This window comes from Paraburkholderia eburnea (genome assembly GCF_002917095.1).
Classification (GTDB): domain Bacteria; phylum Pseudomonadota; class Gammaproteobacteria; order Burkholderiales; family Burkholderiaceae; genus Paraburkholderia; species Paraburkholderia eburnea.
This window is the reverse complement of the sequence record NZ_PQGA01000037.1, coordinates 1-20,232: the sequence shown is the minus strand read 5'-3', so window position 1 is coordinate 20,232 and position 20,232 is coordinate 1. Positions and strand designations below refer to the sequence as shown.

The window sequence follows — 20,232 nt, the reverse complement described above, 5'->3', positions numbered from 1 at the left end:
TCGACGTCGAGGCAGAACACGTCGTGACCGATTTCGGCAAGGCACGCCCCGGTGACGAGGCCAACGTAGCCGGTACCGATAATGGTGATTTTCATGGCTTTATTTACTTTCGCTTCTTGTCGAGAAATGCGTACAGACGCTCTACGTGCTTATCACTTAGAGTCCGTTTAATCACGTGCCGAAACGCACGTCCCGCCTTTCCGCCGACCAGCAACGCGCCATACTCGGCAGCACTTAAGCCAACCTGTGAATAATTTGAAAGCGCAGCGATTGGACCAATCCGTCCTCTAAAACTACAAACTTCTGCCTTGTGCATAAAGAGCTGGTAGCCGTACCGAATTGCGAACTCCGGCTTGTTACTAATATGAGCACCAGGATCCGTCATATCCCAAACGTAGCCTATTTTGTCACTGTTAACAAAATCCCCATATCGTCTGGCGATACGTAGCCACATGTCCCAATCTTGCCAGCATGGCATGGCCGGATCGAAGAGTCCTGCGCCCAAAAAATGCGAACGAGGAGCGAAAATTTGCGACCCGACACAGTTTTCCTTTTGCAAATCTTCTGCTGTCACCCGGGGACTTGTAAACGCGACTTTCTCCCGACTCGCGAACATCATCCGAATCGGATTGAATATCCCTGCGATCTGCTCACCGTTGTTTGTCGATCGCCGCCATGCGTCTACGCAATCCGAAATTCTCTCGGGTATAAAGTAGTCGTCGTCATCAAGTCCTGTAATAAATTCGCCAGTGGATGCAGCAATCGCGAAGTTGCGCGCTACGCATGCCCCCATACTCGTCGGCATCGTCACGACTTTAACTTTCCCATCGACCTCCAGCTTGCTGAGGTATTCACGTGAACCATCTGTTGATCCATCATCTGCAACGATCACTTCTATATTTTTATAGGTTTGATTGAATACAGAGTTTAGTGCCCTCTCTAGCAAATGCATTCGATTTTTCGTTGGTATATATACGGAAACTTTTTTCATACTATATTTTACAGAAATAACTTAATCGACTGCGATTGCAAAGAGAGCGGAACTTTCGATCACTGGAGCTCTACACCTATCTTGCGAAGGTAGAGTGCCTTATATAGAGATATCCATCGCCTAGCGATTGCCTCCAATGAAAATCGATCCAAAGCGTTGCGACGCGCCTCGATTAATACAGGATCGTTCCTGACTCGCTTGAGGCTCAACTCTTCAACGATGCCAGTTGCGAGTGCGACGCTATCTGCTACAGGTATGAGGCGCCCGAAACCGTTGAGATTATCCGCGACGCCACCGCAATCAGTTGCAGTGATTGGCAACTGGGAAGCCAACGCTTCTAATATCACTAGCGGTGCGCCCTCCCATGCCGAACTCAATACGAATAGATCGGCTGCGCTCATTAATTCCGGTATGTCTGTTCGCATGCCAATCAGTTGAATTGAACTCGATAGCCCAATGTCTTCCACTTTTTGCTGCAGAGAGTCAGACAATGGACCTGAGCCCACGATAATGAGCTTCGCCAAGGGTAAAATTTTCACGACCCTCGCGAAAGCATCGATGAGATTGGGATAATCCTTTGCCTCTACCAACCGTCCAACCGCGAGGCAGAGAGGCGTTTCGGCATTCAATCCAAATTCCGATCTAACATGCGCTCGTACTTCAGCCGAGAATCTGTAGCGATCAAAGTCAATTCCATTATTCGCGACACATATCTTTCCTCGCTTGGAGGCCTTCATTTTGAGATAACTATCAACCGCATGCTGACTTGCGTTTGTCGTCATATCTGAAAATCGATCCGTAAGCCGATAGGCAAGAAGTCGAATATCGCTGCCTCCCTCATTGACGCTATGTGCGCTACTAACAACTACTACGTTACGTAGTCTTATAGCCGCAATTCGGCTAATGATGTTGGCAACCACCATATGCCCGTGCACAACATCCGGCCCCCAGTTTTTAAGTATTTTTGAAAGCCGCCATACAACGCCCACAAGTCCAACTACAGACTTTTGGCCAAATAGCTCAATCAACTTCACACCCTCAGGAACGATCTGCTGAGTTGGCCCCTTTAACGAAATAATCAAAACCTCATGACCTTTCTCAAAAAACATGGCTGCGAGATCGCGAACCTGCTTTTCTGCCCCACCTATAGCAAATGTAGTCGTGACGAGCACAATTTTCATGAACTTGTACCGTATGTATCGTTTTCCAAACTCCCCATGCTTCTCCGCTTCTCTCTCGAAGAACCGTAAGAAATTGTGCTTCTACAGGTGACGAACAGCGCAACCGGAAGCATTGGCATCAGATGACGTATGTAGGATCCATAGTCTGGCTCGAATATGCTCTGCACGGTGATAAATGCTATCAACAGACCAATGCTCTCCGTTGATTTCGTCAACCTGAGTTTGCGAGGGCAATCTGTCAATTTTTTCAACATGATTACCAACCGGACTCCGAGTGACGCCATGATTACAAAAAAAGTCAGATATAGTGGATTTCCTGACAGCAATGGAATAGGAAAAAACATCATGAAAAATTGTGCCACTCCATTGCACCATTCCAATCCAACCCCGCCCCCGGAAAATAACGGATTGATCATCGTATTCGCAGCGACATCGTAGATCCTGGTGTCGTTTACCATATATCGATAATAGGCAAGATCGACGCCAAGAATCAACTTAAATGCCAATGAAAGCAGGAGAAAAACGAATATCAGTATCCACAAAAAAATAAATGGACTTCTTATTCTATTTAAAAAAAACCTGAAAAACAAATACAATGCAACAACAATTACCCAATAGGGGCGAAAAAAGACTGCGTAAGCGCATGCCAATACCACCCAGATCAAACGACCGCTGGCTGTACCTGATATGGTCATAAATATTATGACCAACAGCACAGATGTCGATTCTTTTGAGTATTGCCCAAGGTACACTGCGCCAACTACGCACGTGAATGAAAAAAGCAACAGATTATGCAATGTACCAAAATTAATACACCGAGGCGCAATTACACATTTAAAAACAAAAATTACAAAAATCACTGAAAATACTAAACCTGCCAAACTTTGAGATTCCGAAAGCAGGAGCAACTGATAGAATAATGCAGTATTATCATAAGATTGACCGATGCTAAATCCATTAACGTATCCAAATCGCGATGCGATGTTGGCAGCGTCGAACAGATACTTCTCAGGTAACAGATTCCCTGCGAAAAATGCCAGACACAGGCATATCATCGCCCATAGGATCATGAATCCATGAATCAACTGGGTGTTTCGACGCCTAGTCGAACGATTGCGATAGTTCGGCAACGCGGCCATATTCAAAGTACTTTCGTGCTCGTAGAAGACGCCAACATCAAAAAATCGGAATAAAACTCTCGATCGACTATATTCGTGATCCGCACGACCGTTTTACGAGCACTATTTCAAGATTTTTCCGACGTATAGTCGTACGAAACATATCGATAATTTCCATATGTCGATCCATATCCATAGCGCCCAGGAAGCACTTTTATCCCGTTCAACAGCACCCCAGTTACATTGCCGCCACCCAATTCAACACGGCGAGCAGACTCCACCAGTTCGCCCATCTTGGTTGTGTGAGCTCGAGCAACCAGAAAAGTGGATCCCGCATGGGGAGCAAGAATCGCCGCGTCCGTTACCGCAAGGATGGGGGGAGCATCAACAATCACAATGTCGTAGATGCGACTGCACTCCGCGACGATCTCGCCAAGCCGCGGCCGCAGCAGCAACTCCGCCGGATTCGACGGAATGATGCCCGTCGCCATGAAGTCGAGATTACTTAACGTCGTTTTCCGGATAGCGGACGAGATCGAAGCGTCACCCGCAAGCAATTCCGACAGACCACCGGGGCGCGCCTGACCGAAGCTCTGATTCAGATGCCCCTTGCGCATGTCCGCGTCGATCAAGATCACGCGCTTTCCGCCGGCGGCGATCAGTGCAGCAAAGTTGATTGAGAGGAACGATTTACCCACTCCAGGTGCGGGGCCTGTGACCAGCACAACGTTGTTACGCGCTTCGAGCAAGGCAAATTGCAGCGAGGTTCGCAAGCTTCGCAAGCTTTCGACCGCTGGCTCCTCGGGATGGGCAAGCGCAAGAATGGATATGTGTGGAGACTTTGCATCGGCTTTCGCAGTGATTCCACGCTGCAGGTCCGCATGTGGAATCGTCGCGTAGACGTTAAGGCCGGCACGCTGCTCGATCTCCAATGGATCGTCAACGCCACCAAAGAAGGTGGTTTTTACGAAAGCTGCCGCAAAGCCAACAACGAGACCAACGAGGACCGAGATCGGAATGACGAGAGCTTTGGCAGGCCATACCGGCACTTCAGGCACAGGAGCGCTGTCAACCATCCGAACCGTACCAACCTTGCCCGCCTTCAAAAGATTCAACTGCTGCGAACTTTGCAGCAGGGCGAGATACAGCGCCTTGCGGACTTCGACATCACGCTCAAAACGCACCACGTCCTGTTCGGTAGAAGGCATCCCTTCGATACGCTCGTCAACACCGCCCGAAGCCTTCTCAAGCTCAGAGATTTGCTGATTGATTGCCAGGATGCTTGGATGCTCCGGTCCGAATCGCGTTAGCAGATCCGCACGCCGTTGCTTGAGCGCAAGCAACTGGGTTTGCGCCTCGACGGATTGCTGCAGTACGAGTTTTCCTTCGGTGCCAATATCTAGCGTCCCGTGCTTCTCACGATAATTGTTGTAGTTTTGCTCCGCGTCTTCCAACGCGGCTTTCATCTTCGGCAATTGCTCCTGGAGAAATTGCAGCGATTTTCCAGCCTCTTCCGTCTTGCGATCCACATTCTGGCGAACATACTCGCGCCCGATCTCGTTCATGATCTTACTGATCAAAACAGGATCGGTTCCCCGCAATGCCACACCAATCACGTCGGATTGCTGCTTCCCCATCTCTTGAATTTCAAGATCTTTTTGAATCTGCCCAATTATCGTGAGCCTCGACGAGCGGGTGATTTTGAAACGTGCACCGCGCTTGCCACTAAGTTTTGTAACAGTCAGGAACACATCACCTTCGCTCGATCGGAAAGTTTCTGGTTTTCCTATCTTGCCTTCGACGGGATTGTCAAATCCCTCTCCAGAGAGGCGATAGCTGTCGTCACCAAGCGCAGTGATAAAGAAGTGCTCGCCCTCAAGTTCGGCAGGCACATCGAATTGGTCGACTTCAATCGACTCCGAGCTCCATGCGAATCCGCCCATGCCAAAAATACCTGGGCGTGACAATCCATCAGCGTTGTGTCGTGCAATCCAGCGGCCAATCAGCGGAAAGTAGCTGGGAGATGCATCGATATACAGTTTCAGCTTGTCCACCGCATGAGAGACGACAAGCCGCGATCGCAAGATCTCAATCTCACCGGCCGTGACAGACTTCACCTGAAATAGAGACGAAACGCTGGATACCAGATTGCCCCCTGCCACGCCGTCCGAACTATCTTCGACCTGCAGCATGATGTCGGCGCGATAAACCGGGGAAGCGAAGCACGCGTATAGCATCCCCATAGCCAGGAATGCCGAGGCAATGATAGCGATCAACCAGCGATGGCTGATTACCATGTCCAGATAGTATCCAAGATCGAGCTCGGACTTTTCTGCGCTAGTTGGCACTGATTTGATGCTCGGATTCATCTACACATCACTTGTTGAAATTTTCTAACATTCCAGTCAATACGAGTCGACGTAGCAACACCGACCATACGCACCACCAGGAATTCCGCTCTTACTTCTCAGACGATCGCCTTGATGCGAGCCACCCAATCGTCAACGCCTTTCTGAATCAGATCGAAGCAGTCCTCAAAACGCTCACGACTCTGACGGTAAGGATCGAAGACCTCGAATTTGTTATGGTGGCCAAGGGCGAAAACCTTCCCCACACTTCCGGAAAACGAACGTGCAATTGCTCGCTTGTGGCCTTCTTCCATGACAAGAATAAGATCGGCATGCCGACACGCTTGTGCTGAGATTTGCTGCGCACGATGCGAAGAGATGTCGATACCTTTATCGCTCATCAACGCGACAGCATGGGAGGCTGCGGGTCTTCCAGAAAGTGCTCCAATCCCCGCCGAACTCACGGTTGCCCCAGGCAAGCGCTCGCGCAGCAATCCTTCGGCCATTGGACTTCGGCATATATTTCCAACACAAACGGTGAGAATCGACCGAATCATCAATAGCTCCCGATGCGCTCACCCAGATAGACCGAGTTGGCCGTCGGCGAAATCAGACTAATCACGCGGTTCCAGCGAACCAGTCCAGTCGTATCGACATACACAACGTCCTTCGCCTTGAGCTGGAAATCTTCCGCAAGCGACATTGCCACCGGCGACTTTGCATTGAGCTGATAGACCTCGGGCTGAGCCGGATCCTTCGTTGCACGAATGACGTAGATGGCGTTTGGCGCTGCGGTGTCAGGGCGAACGCTGTTGGCCTCGCCAAGCGCTTCGCTCAGGCTAAGCTTTCCGTTATTGCGCATGAGAACGGGTTTAGGCTGCAGCACCTCACCAGTCACCATGATCTTGTAGTTCTCGCGTGGCAACACCCGTACGAGGTCGTCATCATGAAGGATGATCTTCGCGGGATTCACGCCATCGGCGACCATTTGGGGTAAATCAAGCTCGTATGATTTGCCATTGCGGCTCAAGAAAATTCGACTTTCGTCGCCGGTATCGAGCACACCACCCGCCGCGCCAATCGCAGCCGGCAGATTCATTGGAACATTGGTAATCGCGGCTACCCCCGGGGACTTGACTTCCCCGCCGACGTAAATTCTCTTGCTCAGAAACGCCCCTACACGCAGCGTCACCTGCGGATTACGGATGTAAGGGGTAAGGCGCTTGACGACCAGTTGCTGCGCTTCATTTTCCGTCAGTCCCAGAACTTTGATTTGCCCCGCGTAAGGCATCTGGATATAGCCGTCGGCACTAACCGAAAATCCAGCCAGAGGTGCCGACGAACCCGATACGGTTGGCAGCGCCGCACCCGAAGGTCCGATGGTGTAAGTCAGATTCGGCGCGATGAGTTCGGGGTGATCCCAGATCGTGACCGACAGCACGTCGTTGGCACCGATCCGATAGTTTCCCGATTTTTCGGATAAGGGTTTGTAGACGCTTTCGACCTTGGACAGTTCGAGTTGTCTCGCCGATTCGCGCTGACTCTCGATCAGTTCCGGCGTAATCGAAGTGATTTCTGGCGTGCGCGTAGGCTCGCGCGGGTCGAGCGCGGTCTTGCTGAATTGCATGCCAGGAATTTGCGTGCAAGCATTCAACGAAACAGCAATTAGAAACAAAGAAAAGGCCCAACCAAAACGTCTCATGATAAACGCCAGTAGATCCGGTTAAAGCAACATGCATGGAAGTCTTATGCTACGAAGTACGCTTGCGCTCCCTACGCCCCAAAATAGATAAGCTCCGATTCCTTGAGGAATTTGTCCTTTCCGAAACGACTGATTGCGTGCCGGCGGGCTGCACGCCCCATACGTTGTCGCAGTTTAGGATCGTTCACGAGCTTCCTCGTATAGAGCAGTAACTCTTCGTCCGTATCGGCAAGGAAACCCGTCTTGCCGTGAACGACAACATCCTTGTTTCCGACGATGTTGGTCGCTACAGCAGGGATGCCCATCGCCTGCGCTTCGATTAACGCTATAGGCATGCCCTCCCACAGAGACGTCAGTACAAAGACATCTGAGTTGGCGAACTCGGCCATAAGCCGCTGCTTGTCAAGCCACCCACTAACTACCACCCGACTATCTGCAAGCCACTCGGTTTTCGATTCGGCATCGCCATCGCCGATCCAGATGAATTCGGCTTCTTCCGCTGCTATGTGATGCGCGATCTGCGCTAATCGCCACGGCGCTTTTTGATAGGCGACACGCCCAGCAGTCACCACACGTGCAACCTTACGTTCGTCAGCGCGAGTCACCTCGTTGATCAAAGCGGTATCGATGCCGTTTTCAAGCAGGTAGATACGGTGTTTGCCAAGATGCTGCTCTGCGTACAGCTTTTCCGTAGCTGAACATGCAGCAATCTTTCCGCCTAGCTTGTGTAGTAGCCACTCGATGAGATGAAAAAGGCGCCGCTTCTTTTCAGCCACATCGCGGCGCAGGAATGCGAAGCCATGCGGCGAATAGCAACTCTTTCCGATCTCAAACCTGAGGAATGTAGCCAACCTGGCAAGTGCCCCCGCTTTCGACGAGTGGGAATGAATCGCGTCGAATCTTTCGCTCCGCAAGATTTTTAACAGAGCGAGGAGCGCGCGTAGATCCGAGAATCCAATCTCCCGTTTCATCGGCAGCACAATTCGTCGAACGGATGCATCGAACATGCTCGCGAGTGCTGCGTCTGGTGGTGTGTCGGCGCGTACCGAATACACCAGCGTCACGCTATGGCCGGATCTCACCTGTTCATTTGCGAGAAGCGAAACACAGTGAAGAACACCACCGCCTAGCGCTTCGGTAACGTGAAGAATTCTTTTCACGATTGATTCCCAGATCCATATGAACCATCTTCGGAACACGAAAGCGGGTACGCAACGTAATCCGTTTTTTGAACTAATTTCACAAAATAAATTCGTAATGCGAATTTATTTATATCGACACCAACAGTCGACAAAAACCTCTTCACGCCATCACGGTATTCCATGACGGACCTTAAAAAAATCATCAGTACGCGTTTCTGTGAATTAGTCCCTTGAAAATCGTCACGAGGACGATGCGCATATCCAGCCAGAAGGACCAGTTGCTCAGGTAATAAAGATCGTGCGCGACGCGTCCCTGCATCTTTTCAATGCGATCGGTCTCGCCGCGAAAGCCGTTGATTTGCGCCCAGCCGGTAATACCCGGCTTGATGCGATATCGGTGGATATAGCCGTCCACGATGTCCTGATACAGCTTGTCGTGCTCGATCGCGTGAGGCCGTGGCCCGACAACAGACATCTCTCCGCGCAGAACATTGAAGAACTGCGGCAATTCATCGAGACTTGTCCGTCGCAGGAAAGCGCCCACGCGCGTCACACGCGGGTCGTTACGCGTTGCCTGCTTGACCACGCCACCGGTGTCGGCGTGCATGCACATACTGCGAAACTTATAAATACTGAAGACTTTCCCGTTCGCACCCTTGCGACGTTGCGTGAACAGCACCGGTCCTTGCGAAGTCAATTTGACGGCCAGCGCGATTCCAATCAGCACAGGAGAAAGCGCAATCAGCACGCACAATGCAAACAGGCGGTCGAATATTTCCTTGCCGATGAGCAATTGCGAGGCGATCGGGGACGCCACCAGGTTGATCGCTGATGTGCCTTCCAGGTTAGCGAGGCCTGCATTGAAAGCCGAGAGGCCGCTAACATCCGGGATAAAGCGAATATTGATCAGGTCGTTACGAAGCAGCTCGACGAAGGGAACGATCTTCTGTCCTTCCGAAAGAGGCACGGCAAACCAAAGCTCTTCGATGTGTGCATTACGAACGTAGTTGACGAAGGCTTCGCGATCGCAGAACGTCGGTAATCCAAGCGGAATGGCGTGCGCCTTAGGATCGGTATCGAAAGCAACCGTCACGCGATAAACCGAGTCCGGCGTCGCATCGATCTTGCGCATGAGTTGACGGCAATTCGCCGCATTGCCGACGACAGCGACCGTGCAAGTGCGGACATCTTGCCGCGTCAACTGCAAACAAATTGCATGCGCGGCAAGTCGACAAAGCACCACTCCCGCTGCCGAAATGAAGGCCCACTCCTTGAGCCAGTCCACCGCCGGGCGGTAGGAGCGATGCAACGCCATGACCAGCGCGCAGGAGGCGGCCAGAACGAAGAGCCAGGCACACACCGGCACAAAGACGCAGCGCCAGAACATGCGCCGACGCGTAACCCGGTACATCCCCCACGAGGGGAAGAACATGAGCGCCATGAGCATGGAGAATGCGACCAGAGCGCTGTTGTAGCCCGTCGCCTCGAAGATACTGGGCGCGCCGGCCGCCAGGAGTGCGCCCGCGGCAATCGAAACCACATCGGACAGACGCGCCAACATGCCGCCATTACGGATAGCAACTGCAGCACCAGTATGGGTGGTCGAATGCATAGAGTCTTGTTCGCCGGGGCGTGCATCGCAGCAGATACGATGCGGCTGATCCACACAGGCATGTACAGGATTTGTCGAGATGACGCCTGGCACTTCCTGTAGCTGGTTCGCGAGCCACCGCGAATACGGTTGCCATCCTTACCGAACCGGCTTCTACTTAAGGGACGAACGCAAAGTCTCCGTTACCGCCACCCTCGCGTATATAAGAACAGTCCTAAATACCTCCTCGCCATAATATTGAAAATGTTTGTTGCTCATCCCGATAAAAGGCGCATGACCATATGGGTATCGCTGAGACGTCGATCAGCTATCCTGAATTAATGATTGCCTCATATCACGAAAACATTTCGAAACAAAATTCATTCTTCGCAGATCGAGTCGGAAATTTCTTTTTTCACTCAGAAAAGAGAGTCACGATCCATTGATGAATCGCCCATACCAAAGAAACGCCGCGCAAGGTTTTATGGAAGATTTAAATATGTTTAAATCGCCACTTATTTTATTTCTAATTACGGACGATTTAGACGCCAGCCCAGGGTTGGCCAGCATCAGATGCGGCGCCACGGAATTCTGACGCCGCCACGGAAGCCCTTACTTCTTCTGAATAAACTCGATCTTGTACCCATCCGGGTCGGTCACGAACGCAATCACGGTCGTGCCGTGCTTCATCGGGCCGGCTTCGCGCACGACCGTACCGCCCTGCTCCTTGATCTTCGCGCAGGCCGCGTAAGCATCCGCCACCTCGACAGCCAGGTGGCCGAAGCCCGTGCCGAGGTCGTATGACGGCGTATCCCAGTTGTGCGTGAGTTCGATCACGGTGCCGTCGCGCTCATCGGTGTAACCGACGAAGGCCAACGTGAACTTGCCATCGGGATAGTCTTCGCGGCGCAGCAGTTTCATGCCGAGCAATTCGGTGTAGAACTTGATCGAGCGGTCCAGGTCACCGACCCGGATCATCGTGTGCAGCAGGCGCATGGGGGACTCCATTTTTTGCCATCGTCAAAAGTCGGACTCTACCAAAATCTTTCCTGGCCTGCCGACGCCGACCCAACGCCCCCGCTTGAGGTCCCGTCCGGCAAACCGGCGCGATTTGCTCTAGGATGATCGCCATCCCGAAATGGCCGCCCGCGCCCCGGCGCAAGGCGGCCGGTTTTTGCGAACGACAACGGAAGAGACAGGAGCAGACATGCGGATTCTGGTGGTGGGTGCAGGCGCGACGGGCGGCTATTTCGGCGGGCGGCTCGCCGCTGCGGGGCGCGACGTCACGTTTCTGGTGCGCGAGGCGCGAGCGGCGCAACTGCGCGCCAATGGTCTCGTGATCCGCAGTCCGCATGGCGGCGATCTGACGCTGCGCGATCCGCAGACGGTCACGCGCGAAGCGCTCAGCGCCCCCGGCGCGCAGCCCTACGATCTCGTGCTGCTGAGCTGCAAGGCCTACGACCTCGACGATGCAATCGATTCCTTCGCGGCCGCCGTCGGTCCCGAGACGGTGATCCTGCCCCTGCTCAACGGCATGCGTCATCTGGAGATCCTGCAGGCGCGCTTCGGCACTCAGGCGGTGCTCGGCGGCGTCTGCCTGATCGCCTCGACGCTCAATGACAAGCGCGAGATCGTCCACCTGAACGACGCCCACGCGATCACCTTCGGCGAGCCTGGCGGCGGGATGTCGGCGCGTGTGGACGCAATCGCGGCCGCGTTCAGCAACGCCGGCTTCAACCTCAAGGCGAGCGAGCGCATCCTGCAGGAGATGTGGGAAAAGTGGGTATTTCTGGCATCGCTCGCGGGCAGCACCTGCCTGTTTCGCGCGCCGGTGGGCGCGATCGTGGCGACGCCCGACGGCGCGGCGACGATCGAGCGCCTGTTCGCGGAATGTCGCGCCGTGGCGGCGGAGCACGGCCATGCGGTGCGCGACAGTTTTCTGGAGCGCTCGCGCGCGATGCTGTTCGCGACCGGCTCGACGCTCACCGCGTCGATGCTGCGCGACGTGCAGAACGGTTCGCGCATCGAGGCCGATCACATCCTCGGCGATCTGATCCGCCGCGGCGGCGCGGCGCAACGCGCGTCGAGCGAGTTGTCGGTGCTGCGCATCGTCTATAGCCAGCTCAAGGCCTACGAGGCACAGCGCCCGCAGGCTGCCTGAACCGAACCGGGCCTGATCCAGGGCAAGCGGCGCTTATTGCGGCGCCGCTTCTCCCAGCGCCTGCGCAATGCGCACGTATTCGTCCACCGGCACGTCTTCCGCGCGGCGCTGCAGATCGAAGCCGAGCGCCTCGAAATCCACGCGCTCGCGGTAATCGGCCAGCGTGTTGCGCAGCATCTTGCGGCGCTGCGAAAACGCCGCCGTCACGAGCTCGCCGAGAATCGCGGCATCCACCTTCGGCAGTTCGTGCGGCGCGTACGGAATCATCCGCACGATCGCCGAATCCACCTTGGGCGGCGGCTGGAACGACTCGGGCGGCACGTCCAGCACCTTGTCCATCACGTAGCGGTACTGGAGCATCACCGTCAGGCGGCTGAACGCCTTGGTGCCGGGTTCCGCGATCATGCGCTCAACCACTTCGTTCTGCAGCATGAAATGCTGGTCGATCACCTGTTCCGCGAAACCTGCGAGGTGAAACAGCAGCGGGCTCGAAATGTTGTACGGCAGGTTGCCGACGATGCGCAGCGAGGGCTTGTCGCCCGGCGCCGCGAGCGAGCCGAAATCGAACGCGAGCGCGTCGCCCGCGTGCAGTTCGAGCAGCGGCCCGAACTTCTTCGTCAGGCGCCCGATCAGGTCGCGGTCGAGTTCAACCGCGTGCAGCGGCGCTTCGGGCGTGGACAGGCGCTCGATCAGCGGTTCGGTGAGCGCGCCGAGGCCCGGCCCGATCTCGACCATGCGTTCGCCGCGCTGCGGGCCAATGATGTCGACGATCGAGTCGATCACGTGCGTATCGACGAGAAAATTCTGGCCAAAGCGCTTGCGCGCGAAGTGGCCCTGGTGCTGTTTGCTGCTCGATTTGCTGCTGTTGGACATCTTGATCTTCTATTGAATGGCGCGGCGGTGGCGCGCCATCGAAACGGCTGTGTCGATGGCGGCAATCAGGCTGCCCGCGTCCGCGCGGCCCGTGCCGGCGAGGTCTAGCGCGGTGCCATGATCGACCGAGGTGCGCACGATCGGCAGGCCCAGCGTCACGTTGATGCCCTCGCCGAACGTCGCGTATTTCAGGACCGGCAGGCCCTGATCGTGGAACATGGCCAGCACGCAGTCGGCCTCGTTGAGATAACGCGGCTGAAACAGCGTGTCGGCGGGGTACGGGCCGCGCGCGTCGATGCCTTCGGTTGCGGCTTTCGCAAGCGCCGGCGAAATCGTCTCGATCTCCTCGCGGCCCAGATAGCCGTTTTCGCCCGCGTGCGGGTTCAGGCCCGTGACGAGGATGCGCGGCGTGGGCACGCCGAAGTGGTGGCGCAGGTCGTGATTGACGATGCGCAGCGTCTCCAGCAAGCCGTCGATGGTAAGTGCGGCAGGGACGTCCTTGAGCGGCAGATGCGTGGTCGCCAGCGCGACGCGCAAGGGACGCGCGCCGGTGCCCGCCAGCATCATCACCACGCGCGGCGTGTGCGTGCGTTCGGCGAGATATTCGGTGTGGCCGGTAAACGGCACGCCGGCATCGTTGATCGTGCTCTTTTGCAGCGGCGCGGTGACGATGGCATCGAATTCATGCGCCACGGCGCCGTCGATTGCGCGGTCGAGCAGCGCGAGAACGTAAGGGCCGTTGGCGACGTCGAGCTTGCCCGCTTTCGAGGGCGCGGCGAGCGCGACGTGTTCGACGCTCACCTTCTGCCCCGCCTGCACGGCGGCCCAATCGACCCCGGCCGAGGCCGCGCGCGCTTCGAGCAGCGCACGGTCGCCGAGCACGACGAATTCGGCATCCGGCCAGTGCGCCGAGGCGCCCGCCAGCGCGGCCGCCGTCAGCTCGGGGCCGACGCCGGCCGGCTCGCCGGTGGTGATGGCGATGCGGATCGGCCGCGGTCCCCGCGGCGCTGAAGACGAAGAAGCGGGGACGTTCACGGCGCGGTTCCTTTCAGGCTTAGTGTTGCTGCGGCGGCGTCATGCCGCTGATCTTGTAGTCGACATAGGCGGTGTCGCGCAACTGGCGCAGCCAGTCGGCGTAAGCCTGTTCGGCCTTGCGCTGGCCAATCGCCTGACGCGCGAGATCCATCTGCTGCGCAACCGAGCCTTCGGCTTCGCGGCGGCCCAGCACCTGGATCAGGTGGTAGCCGTATTCGGTGCGGACCGGCTCGCTCAGCTGGCCATCCTGCAGCGTGTTCATGGCGCGCTCGAATTCAGGCACCGTCTCGCCCGGGCTGATCCAGCCGAGGTCGCCGCCCTGCGAGGCCGAACCGTCCTGCGAGTAAGTACGCGCGAACTTGGCGAAGTCGCCGCCCGCCGCCACTTCGCTGCGGATTTCCAGCAGCTTCTGGCGCGCTTGCGGCTCCGACATGCCATCACCCACGCGCAGCAGGATGTGGCGCACGTGCGTCTGCGTGAGTTGCGGCGCCGCGGCGCCCGTGCCCTGCCCCTGACGGCGCTCGACCAGACGGACGATTTCGAAGCCGTCGCTGGTGCGGATCACCGAAGGATTCACCTCGCCCGGACGCAGCGTGGCGGCGGCCGTCACCCACTCGGGCGGCAGCTTCGACGGCGCGAGGAAGCCCATGTCGCCGCCCTTGCTGGCGTCGGCGGCCTGCGAGTTCGACTTGGCGAGGCTTGAGAACTTGCTGCCCGACTGCGCGTCCTTGAGCAGCGCTTCAGCCTTCTTCTGCGCGGCTTCGATGTCGGCTTCCGGAGCGTTCAGCGGCGCCTTGATGAAGATGTGCTCGAAGTGCAGATCGCTTTGCTGGCCGGCGTTCGGCCCGCGCTGGCTGGCGATGTAGTTCGCGACTTCGGCGTCCGACACCGAAATCTTGCTGTCCACTTCCTTCTCGCGCAGCTTCGAGAGCGTGAGTTCCGTGCGCGCGTCCTTCATGAAGGTCGACCACGGCACGCCGGCGGCTTCGATACGCGAGCGGTAGGTGGCCAGATCCATGCCGTTAGCCTGGGCGAGGCGTTCGAGCGTGCGGTTCACCGACGCGTCGTCCACCGTGATGCCGTCTTCCTTGGCCTTCTGCAGCTGGATGCGTTCGAGCACCATCTGGTTGAGCACCTGGGCGCGCAACTGGTCCATCGGCGGGACCGGTGCGTTCTGCTGGCTCAGGCGGCGCGAGATGAGCACCACGCGCTCGTCGAGCTCGCGCTGCGTGATCACGCCGTCATTGACGACGGCGGCGATCAGATCGACCGTCTGGCCGCTGCCGCCCTGCGAAAGCTGCTGCGCGTAAGCCGGGGCTGCCGGCATCATGCCTGCTACGGCGAAGAGACTCGCAGCGTACGCTGCCAGACGAAGCTTTTTCATGATTCCCACAGATACTCCAAGGTTGGCGGGCAGCTTCGCCCGTCTCTAAGCACCGACCCGCGCTGCACCGGAGCGCGGCCACTGTAGGGCCGCGTCTGCCGGATCACGCGTTATTGATAATCCGTGAATCGCGACGGCGCCGGCGGCTGGCCAGGCAGTTGCGTATAGCCCGGCACGCCGGCACGGAAGGCCGCAACCAGGCCGTTGTCCACGTTCGACAGGCCCTTGAGCGTGAGCTGCGCAAGGAAACGCGTCGCCGAATTGTTGCCGCCCGTCGAATTGATCCCGTTCGCATAGCGCTGGATACCGACGCCCAGCGCCCAGCAATCGGCGTCGTACTGCATGCCGAGCAAACCGTCGACGATCTTGTGGCCGTTCAGATCGTAGTTGAAGCGGCCCACCGCGTACACCCGATGCGAGAACGGCCATTGAGCCGAAATCAGAATCTGGTTGATCGGCTGATTGTCGAGCGTGCTGCTGTTCTCGCGCGTGTAGCGGTACGCGACGTTCAGCACGCGGCTCGGCCCCGGGCTGTAACCGAAGCCGACGCTCGCCTTTGTTAGCTGGTTAGCGTCCGCATTATATTGGAACGCAGTTTCCGACGCGAAACCGCCCCCGATCTTCAGCGACATGCCCGCGATCAGGTCCGAGTGCGCCGCGCCCGTGGTGGTCTGATCCTGCGTCAGCGTCACTTGCTGGTCGCGGAAGTAGTACTGCTGGGCGATCACGAAGCGCGCACGTTCGTCGCCCGACGCCGCGTCGATGAAGCGCGTCGTCAGCGCCGCCGTGATGCGGTTCGCGTCGGCGATGCGGTCGTCGCCGACGAAGGTGTTCGGCGTGAAGATTTCCGCGAGACCGAAGTCGGCTTCCGCGGTATCGAAAAGGGGCGCGAACTCCTGATTGCGATACGGCGTGTACACGTAGTACAGGCGCGGCTCCAGCGTCTGAATGTAGTCCGTGCCGAACAGGTGCACCGAGCGGTCGAACACCAGCCCCGTATCGAAACTGAAGGTCGGGATGGATTCGGTGAAGCTCTTGGGCGTGCCGGCGGGCGAGCCGAAGGTCGGGTCCGAGCCGATGTTGCTCAGGTTGTACGACGCGAAGTGCCACTGCACCTTCGGCGTGACGAAGTAACCGGGGCCCGTGAGCGAATACGACAGGTACGGGTTGAAGACGACGCGCTCGCCTTCGGTGGCGTCAGCCGTGGTGATGCTAAAGCGCGAGTAATCGGCTTCCGCGCCGTAGTCGAAACCGTCGACGTTGTACTTCGCGTACTTCACGTTCAGTTCGGGCTCGCGGCCATACGGCGCCTGCGACGGCGCGAGCGTCTGCCAGTGCTGCCAGCGGCCGAGCACGGACCACGGACCGTTGTTGTACGTGAGGCCCGCTTCCTGCTGATACAGCATCTGCGTGCCGTTCAGGAACTGGTTCGCGGGCGACGCGAGGTCTTCCGGATAGGTGTTGTCCGAGACCTTGTTGTAGTAGATGTAGCCGCCGAACCCGTTGCCGAAGTTCTGGTTGTGCTGGATGAACAGCGCGTAGCGGTTGGTCTTCGTGATCGCGTCGTCGGGCAGGAACGTGCCGGTGATCGAGCCCGAGTAATTGGCCGACAGATACCGGTAGTTGCCCTGCAGGAACACGCCGCGCTTCGAGATCAGCTCGGGCGTGAACGTGAGGTCGCGATTCGGCGCGATGTTGAAGTAATACGGCAGCGAGATTTCGTAGCCGTTGGTCGAACTGACCGAGAACGTCGGCGGCAGCAGGCCGCTGCGGCGGTCGCCCGAGAGCGGGAACGAAATCCAGGGGCTCGCGAAAATCGGCATGCCCTGGAAGAACAGCACGCTGTTGTGCGCGACGCCTTCGTCGGCGCCCGTGTCGAAATCGAACTCGGTGCCCTTGATGTACCACGCCGGGTCGCTCGCGCACTGGCAGGCCGTGTAGGTACCGTTGGTGAGCACGGAGCGCTCGCTGTCGAGCAGGTCGGCGCGCTCTGCGCTGCCCGAGCCGCCCGTCGCCGAAAAGTGATACTTCGGCGTGGACATGAAGCCTTCATTGGCTTCGACCTTCAGATGCCCTTCGGGACCGGCGAACGTCGTGCCGTTCTGGACCACCGTGACATTGCCGTAAGCATCGGCCATGTCGGTGTCTTCGTCATAGTGGAGCGCATCGCCCTTGACGATGTTGGTGCCCTGGCGCAGCTCGGCCGCGCCCTTGACGGCGGCGTCGGTGCCCGAGGTGCCGGTCGTCGAATCGCCAAGAACGAAAGTGGCCGGGCGCTGCCCCGGCGCATTGGGCGTGTCGCCGAGCTGCGGAGCCAGGCGCAGGCTCCACGCATCGTCCAGCCGCTCGGCCTGCGCGGCAGCGCCCGAAAGCTGGGCGTGCGCGAACGCGGGCATGAAGCCCGGCACGGCCACGAGTGCCGCGATCAGCCGCCGCTTGCCCGGCACGCCGTCGTCACTGTTGGAGATCGTCTGGAAAAACTGTCTGGGCGGCATGTATGGTTTTGGCGTATCGGCCCCGCTGGCTGCCCGCCCATGACGGCTGCCCTGCCGGCTCGGGCAAGCTCCGGGCGAGAAACCGGAACGGGCGTCGATCGGGGCAAGGTTGCGCACAGATATTTACAATTCATCGACAATGAACTGAAAACAAGTGCGGCAGGCGAACCGTCATGCAGGCTTTGGCGCGAGTCGCGTCAAAAAAGTCGTGGGGTATTATATGGCAAGACGTTGATCCACTGATTTTGCCTCTGGTTTACATGACCTTCTCCGAGCCGTCTTCCCCTGCCGACGCCCGCCGCGACCAGCTCGCCGCGTGGCTTGCCGGCCACGCCGCCACTTACGCCCTGGACCTTGCCACGCTCGCCCCGGCTTCCGCCGACGCGAGCTTTCGCCGCTACTTCCGCCTCGCGAGCGCGGGCGGGCACGGCGCGACGCTGATCGCCGTGGACGCGCCGCCGCCCGAAAAATGCCGCGAATTCGTCGAAGTCGCGGGCCTGCTCGAAGCCGCCGGCGTGCATGTGCCGCGCGTGCTCGAAGTCGATCTGGAGGCCGGCTTCATGCTGCTGAGCGACCTCGGCACCGCGCCCTACCTGCAGGCGCTGGCCGATGCCGGTCCCGGTCCGCGCTCGCGCACGCTGATGCGCGACGCCATCGACGCGCTGGTGCGCTTCCAGGCGACCTCGCGCGAAGGCGTGCTGCCGCCCTTCGACGAAGCCTTCCTGCGCCGCGAGATGGAACTGATGCCCGAGTGGTATCTGGAGCGCCATCTGGGCCGCAAGATCGACGACGCCACACGCTCGATGCTCGATCGCACCTTCGCGCTGCTGATCGCCAGCGCTCGCGCACAGCCGCAGGTCTTCATGCTGCGCGATTACATGCCGCGCAACCTGATGATCGCGACGCCCAACCCCGGCGTGCTCGATTTTCAGGATGCCGTGTACGGGCCGATCACCTACGACATCGCCTCGCTGCTGCGCGACGCCTTCCTGAGCTGGGACGAGGAATTCGAGCTCGACTGCTTCGTCCATTACTGGGAACGCGCGAAGAAGGCCGGCCTGCCGGTCGATCCGGACTTCGGCGAGTTCTACCGCCAGCTCGAATGGATGGGCCTGCAGCGCCATATCAAGGTGTTGGGCCTGTTCTGCCGCATCAACTATCGCGATAACAAGCCGCATTACATGGCGGACCTGCCGCGCTTTCTCGACTACGCGGGGAAGGTTGCGCGCCGTTACCGGCCGCTCGCGCCGTTCGCGCGATTCATCGACGAGTTGCGGGGCACCGGGACCCAGACCGGCTATACCTTCTGAGCGTTTTTATTTCATGACAAGGTCGAATCCATGACGCACGGCCGTACGGCGATGATCTTCGCTGCCGGGCGCGGCGAGCGCATGCGCCCGCTCACCGACACCTGCCCCAAACCAATGCTCGAAGCGGGCGGCAAGCCGCTGATCGTCTGGCAGATCGAGCGCCTGGCGGCGGCGGGCTATCTGCGCATCGTCATCAATCACGCGTGGCTGGGTGCGCAGATCGAAGCGGCGCTGGGGGATGGGGCGCGCTTTGGCGTGCGGCTGCTTTACTCTGCCGAGGACGACGCGCTGGAGACGGCGGGCGGTATCGCTCAGGCATTGCCGCTGCTGGAACGAGATGGCGAGCCGTGCGTGTTCCTCGCCGTGGCCGGTGACGTGTATAGCGATTTCGATTTCGCGCGGCTCGATGGGCCTGCGGCGGCGCTTGCTGCGCGGGCGGAACCGGGGATGCATCTCGTGATGGTGCCGAATCCGGCGTTTCATCCCGGTGGGGATTTCGCGCTGGGCGCCGATGGGGTGCTCGCGGCTGACGGGGCGCCGCGCTATACCTTTGGCAGCATTGGGCTGTATGACACGCGGATGTTCCGCGATCTGGAGCCCGGCACGAAACGCGCGCTCACGCCGTACTACAAGGCGGCCATTGCGCAGCGGCGTGCGACGGGTGAGTTGTTTGAGGGGCGGTGGGAGAACGTCGGGACGGTCGCGCAGCTCGCGGCGCTGGATGGGGAATTGCGAGGGTGCGTTTAGCTTTTGACCTTTGGCTTTTGACCTTTGGCATTTCCTTGAATTCGTGTCGGTTTGCCAGCGTTGCCCCTGTGCGGGGCGGCACTTACTTTCTTTGCGGCGGTGTACAGACTGGAGACATAGCTGACAGGTGTACGAGGACATGGTTGACACTTTC

At 58.1% G+C, this 20,232-nt stretch carries 17 protein-coding genes; 3 read left to right on the top strand and 14 right to left on the bottom strand.

The features are described from left to right. From B0G62_RS30500 to gloA, 10 genes are all read right to left on the bottom strand, one after another. Positions 1 to 95: hypothetical protein (locus B0G62_RS30500; protein WP_146055362.1), on the bottom strand; the 95-nt coding region annotated here is incomplete at its 3' end. 8 nt (positions 96 to 103) lie between these two features. Beyond that, on the bottom strand, positions 104 to 991 hold the full coding sequence (locus tag B0G62_RS30495) for a glycosyltransferase family 2 protein (RefSeq protein WP_103707894.1): 888 nt from the start codon (positions 989 to 991) through the stop codon (positions 104 to 106). 59 nt (positions 992 to 1,050) lie between these two features. Next, the gene (locus tag B0G62_RS30490; RefSeq protein ID WP_103707893.1) at positions 1,051 to 2,172 is read right to left on the bottom strand and encodes a glycosyltransferase; all 1,122 of its coding nucleotides are present in this window, start codon (positions 2,170 to 2,172) and stop codon (positions 1,051 to 1,053) included. After that, positions 2,169 to 3,317, bottom strand: coding sequence for a hypothetical protein (locus B0G62_RS31510; protein ID WP_146055392.1), 1,149 nt, complete (start codon positions 3,315 to 3,317; stop codon positions 2,169 to 2,171). The genes B0G62_RS30490 and B0G62_RS31510 overlap by 4 nt, the downstream gene beginning before the upstream one ends. A 101-nt stretch (positions 3,318 to 3,418) precedes the next feature. Then, complete coding sequence (locus B0G62_RS30485) at positions 3,419 to 5,659, bottom strand: polysaccharide biosynthesis tyrosine autokinase (RefSeq protein WP_103707892.1); 2,241 nt, start codon at positions 5,657 to 5,659, stop codon at positions 3,419 to 3,421. Between the two features lie 98 nt (positions 5,660 to 5,757). After that, a complete protein-coding gene (locus tag B0G62_RS30480; protein ID WP_103707891.1) occupies positions 5,758 to 6,195 on the bottom strand; it encodes a low molecular weight protein-tyrosine-phosphatase in 438 nt (145 codons plus the stop codon). Further along, a complete protein-coding gene (locus B0G62_RS30475) occupies positions 6,195 to 7,340 on the bottom strand; it encodes a polysaccharide biosynthesis/export family protein (protein WP_103707890.1) in 1,146 nt (381 codons plus the stop codon). The genes B0G62_RS30480 and B0G62_RS30475 overlap by 1 nt, the downstream gene beginning before the upstream one ends. A gap of 71 nt (positions 7,341 to 7,411) precedes the next feature. After that, positions 7,412 to 8,500, bottom strand: a complete 1,089-nt coding sequence (locus tag B0G62_RS30470) for a glycosyltransferase (RefSeq protein ID WP_146055391.1) — start codon at positions 8,498 to 8,500, stop codon at positions 7,412 to 7,414. 184 nt (positions 8,501 to 8,684) lie between these two features. Then, complete coding sequence (locus B0G62_RS30465) at positions 8,685 to 10,094, bottom strand: undecaprenyl-phosphate glucose phosphotransferase (RefSeq protein WP_181315673.1); 1,410 nt, start codon at positions 10,092 to 10,094, stop codon at positions 8,685 to 8,687. A 591-nt stretch (positions 10,095 to 10,685) separates the two neighbouring features. Then, positions 10,686 to 11,069, bottom strand: a complete 384-nt coding sequence (gene gloA, locus B0G62_RS30460; protein WP_103707888.1) for a lactoylglutathione lyase — start codon at positions 11,067 to 11,069, stop codon at positions 10,686 to 10,688. 211 nt (positions 11,070 to 11,280) lie between these two features. On the opposite strand from gloA, the gene panE reads away from it, so the two are divergent. Continuing rightward, positions 11,281 to 12,234 (top strand): 2-dehydropantoate 2-reductase, encoded by a 954-nt coding sequence (gene panE / locus B0G62_RS30455; RefSeq protein ID WP_103707887.1) that lies wholly within the window; start codon positions 11,281 to 11,283, stop codon positions 12,232 to 12,234. 33 nt (positions 12,235 to 12,267) lie between these two features. On the opposite strand, the gene rsmA is transcribed toward panE, so the two are convergent. The 4 genes from rsmA to B0G62_RS30435 form a co-directional block, all read right to left on the bottom strand. After that, positions 12,268 to 13,107 carry a 16S rRNA (adenine(1518)-N(6)/adenine(1519)-N(6))-dimethyltransferase RsmA gene (gene rsmA, locus B0G62_RS30450; RefSeq protein WP_103707886.1) on the bottom strand — a complete coding sequence of 280 codons (840 nt, stop codon included), beginning with the start codon at positions 13,105 to 13,107 and terminating at the stop codon, positions 12,268 to 12,270. 9 nt (positions 13,108 to 13,116) lie between these two features. Next, positions 13,117 to 14,142, bottom strand: a complete 1,026-nt coding sequence (pdxA, locus tag B0G62_RS30445) for a 4-hydroxythreonine-4-phosphate dehydrogenase PdxA (protein WP_103707885.1) — start codon at positions 14,140 to 14,142, stop codon at positions 13,117 to 13,119. A gap of 19 nt (positions 14,143 to 14,161) precedes the next feature. Beyond that, a complete protein-coding gene (locus B0G62_RS30440) occupies positions 14,162 to 15,535 on the bottom strand; it encodes a peptidylprolyl isomerase (protein ID WP_103707884.1) in 1,374 nt (457 codons plus the stop codon). Positions 15,536 to 15,636: 101 nt separating this feature from the next. Then, the gene (locus B0G62_RS30435) at positions 15,637 to 18,021 is read right to left on the bottom strand and encodes an LPS-assembly protein LptD (RefSeq protein WP_103707883.1); all 2,385 of its coding nucleotides are present in this window, start codon (positions 18,019 to 18,021) and stop codon (positions 15,637 to 15,639) included. Between the two features lie 260 nt (positions 18,022 to 18,281). Here B0G62_RS30435 and B0G62_RS30430 point away from each other — a divergent pair, with 260 nt between their 5' ends. After that, the gene (locus tag B0G62_RS30430) at positions 18,282 to 19,331 is read left to right on the top strand and encodes an aminoglycoside phosphotransferase family protein (protein ID WP_244193445.1); all 1,050 of its coding nucleotides are present in this window, start codon (positions 18,282 to 18,284) and stop codon (positions 19,329 to 19,331) included. Positions 19,332 to 19,361: 30 nt separating this feature from the next. Further along, on the top strand, positions 19,362 to 20,078 hold the full coding sequence (gene murU, locus B0G62_RS30425; protein ID WP_103707882.1) for an N-acetylmuramate alpha-1-phosphate uridylyltransferase MurU: 717 nt from the start codon (positions 19,362 to 19,364) through the stop codon (positions 20,076 to 20,078). Positions 20,079 to 20,232 lie beyond the last annotated feature (154 nt).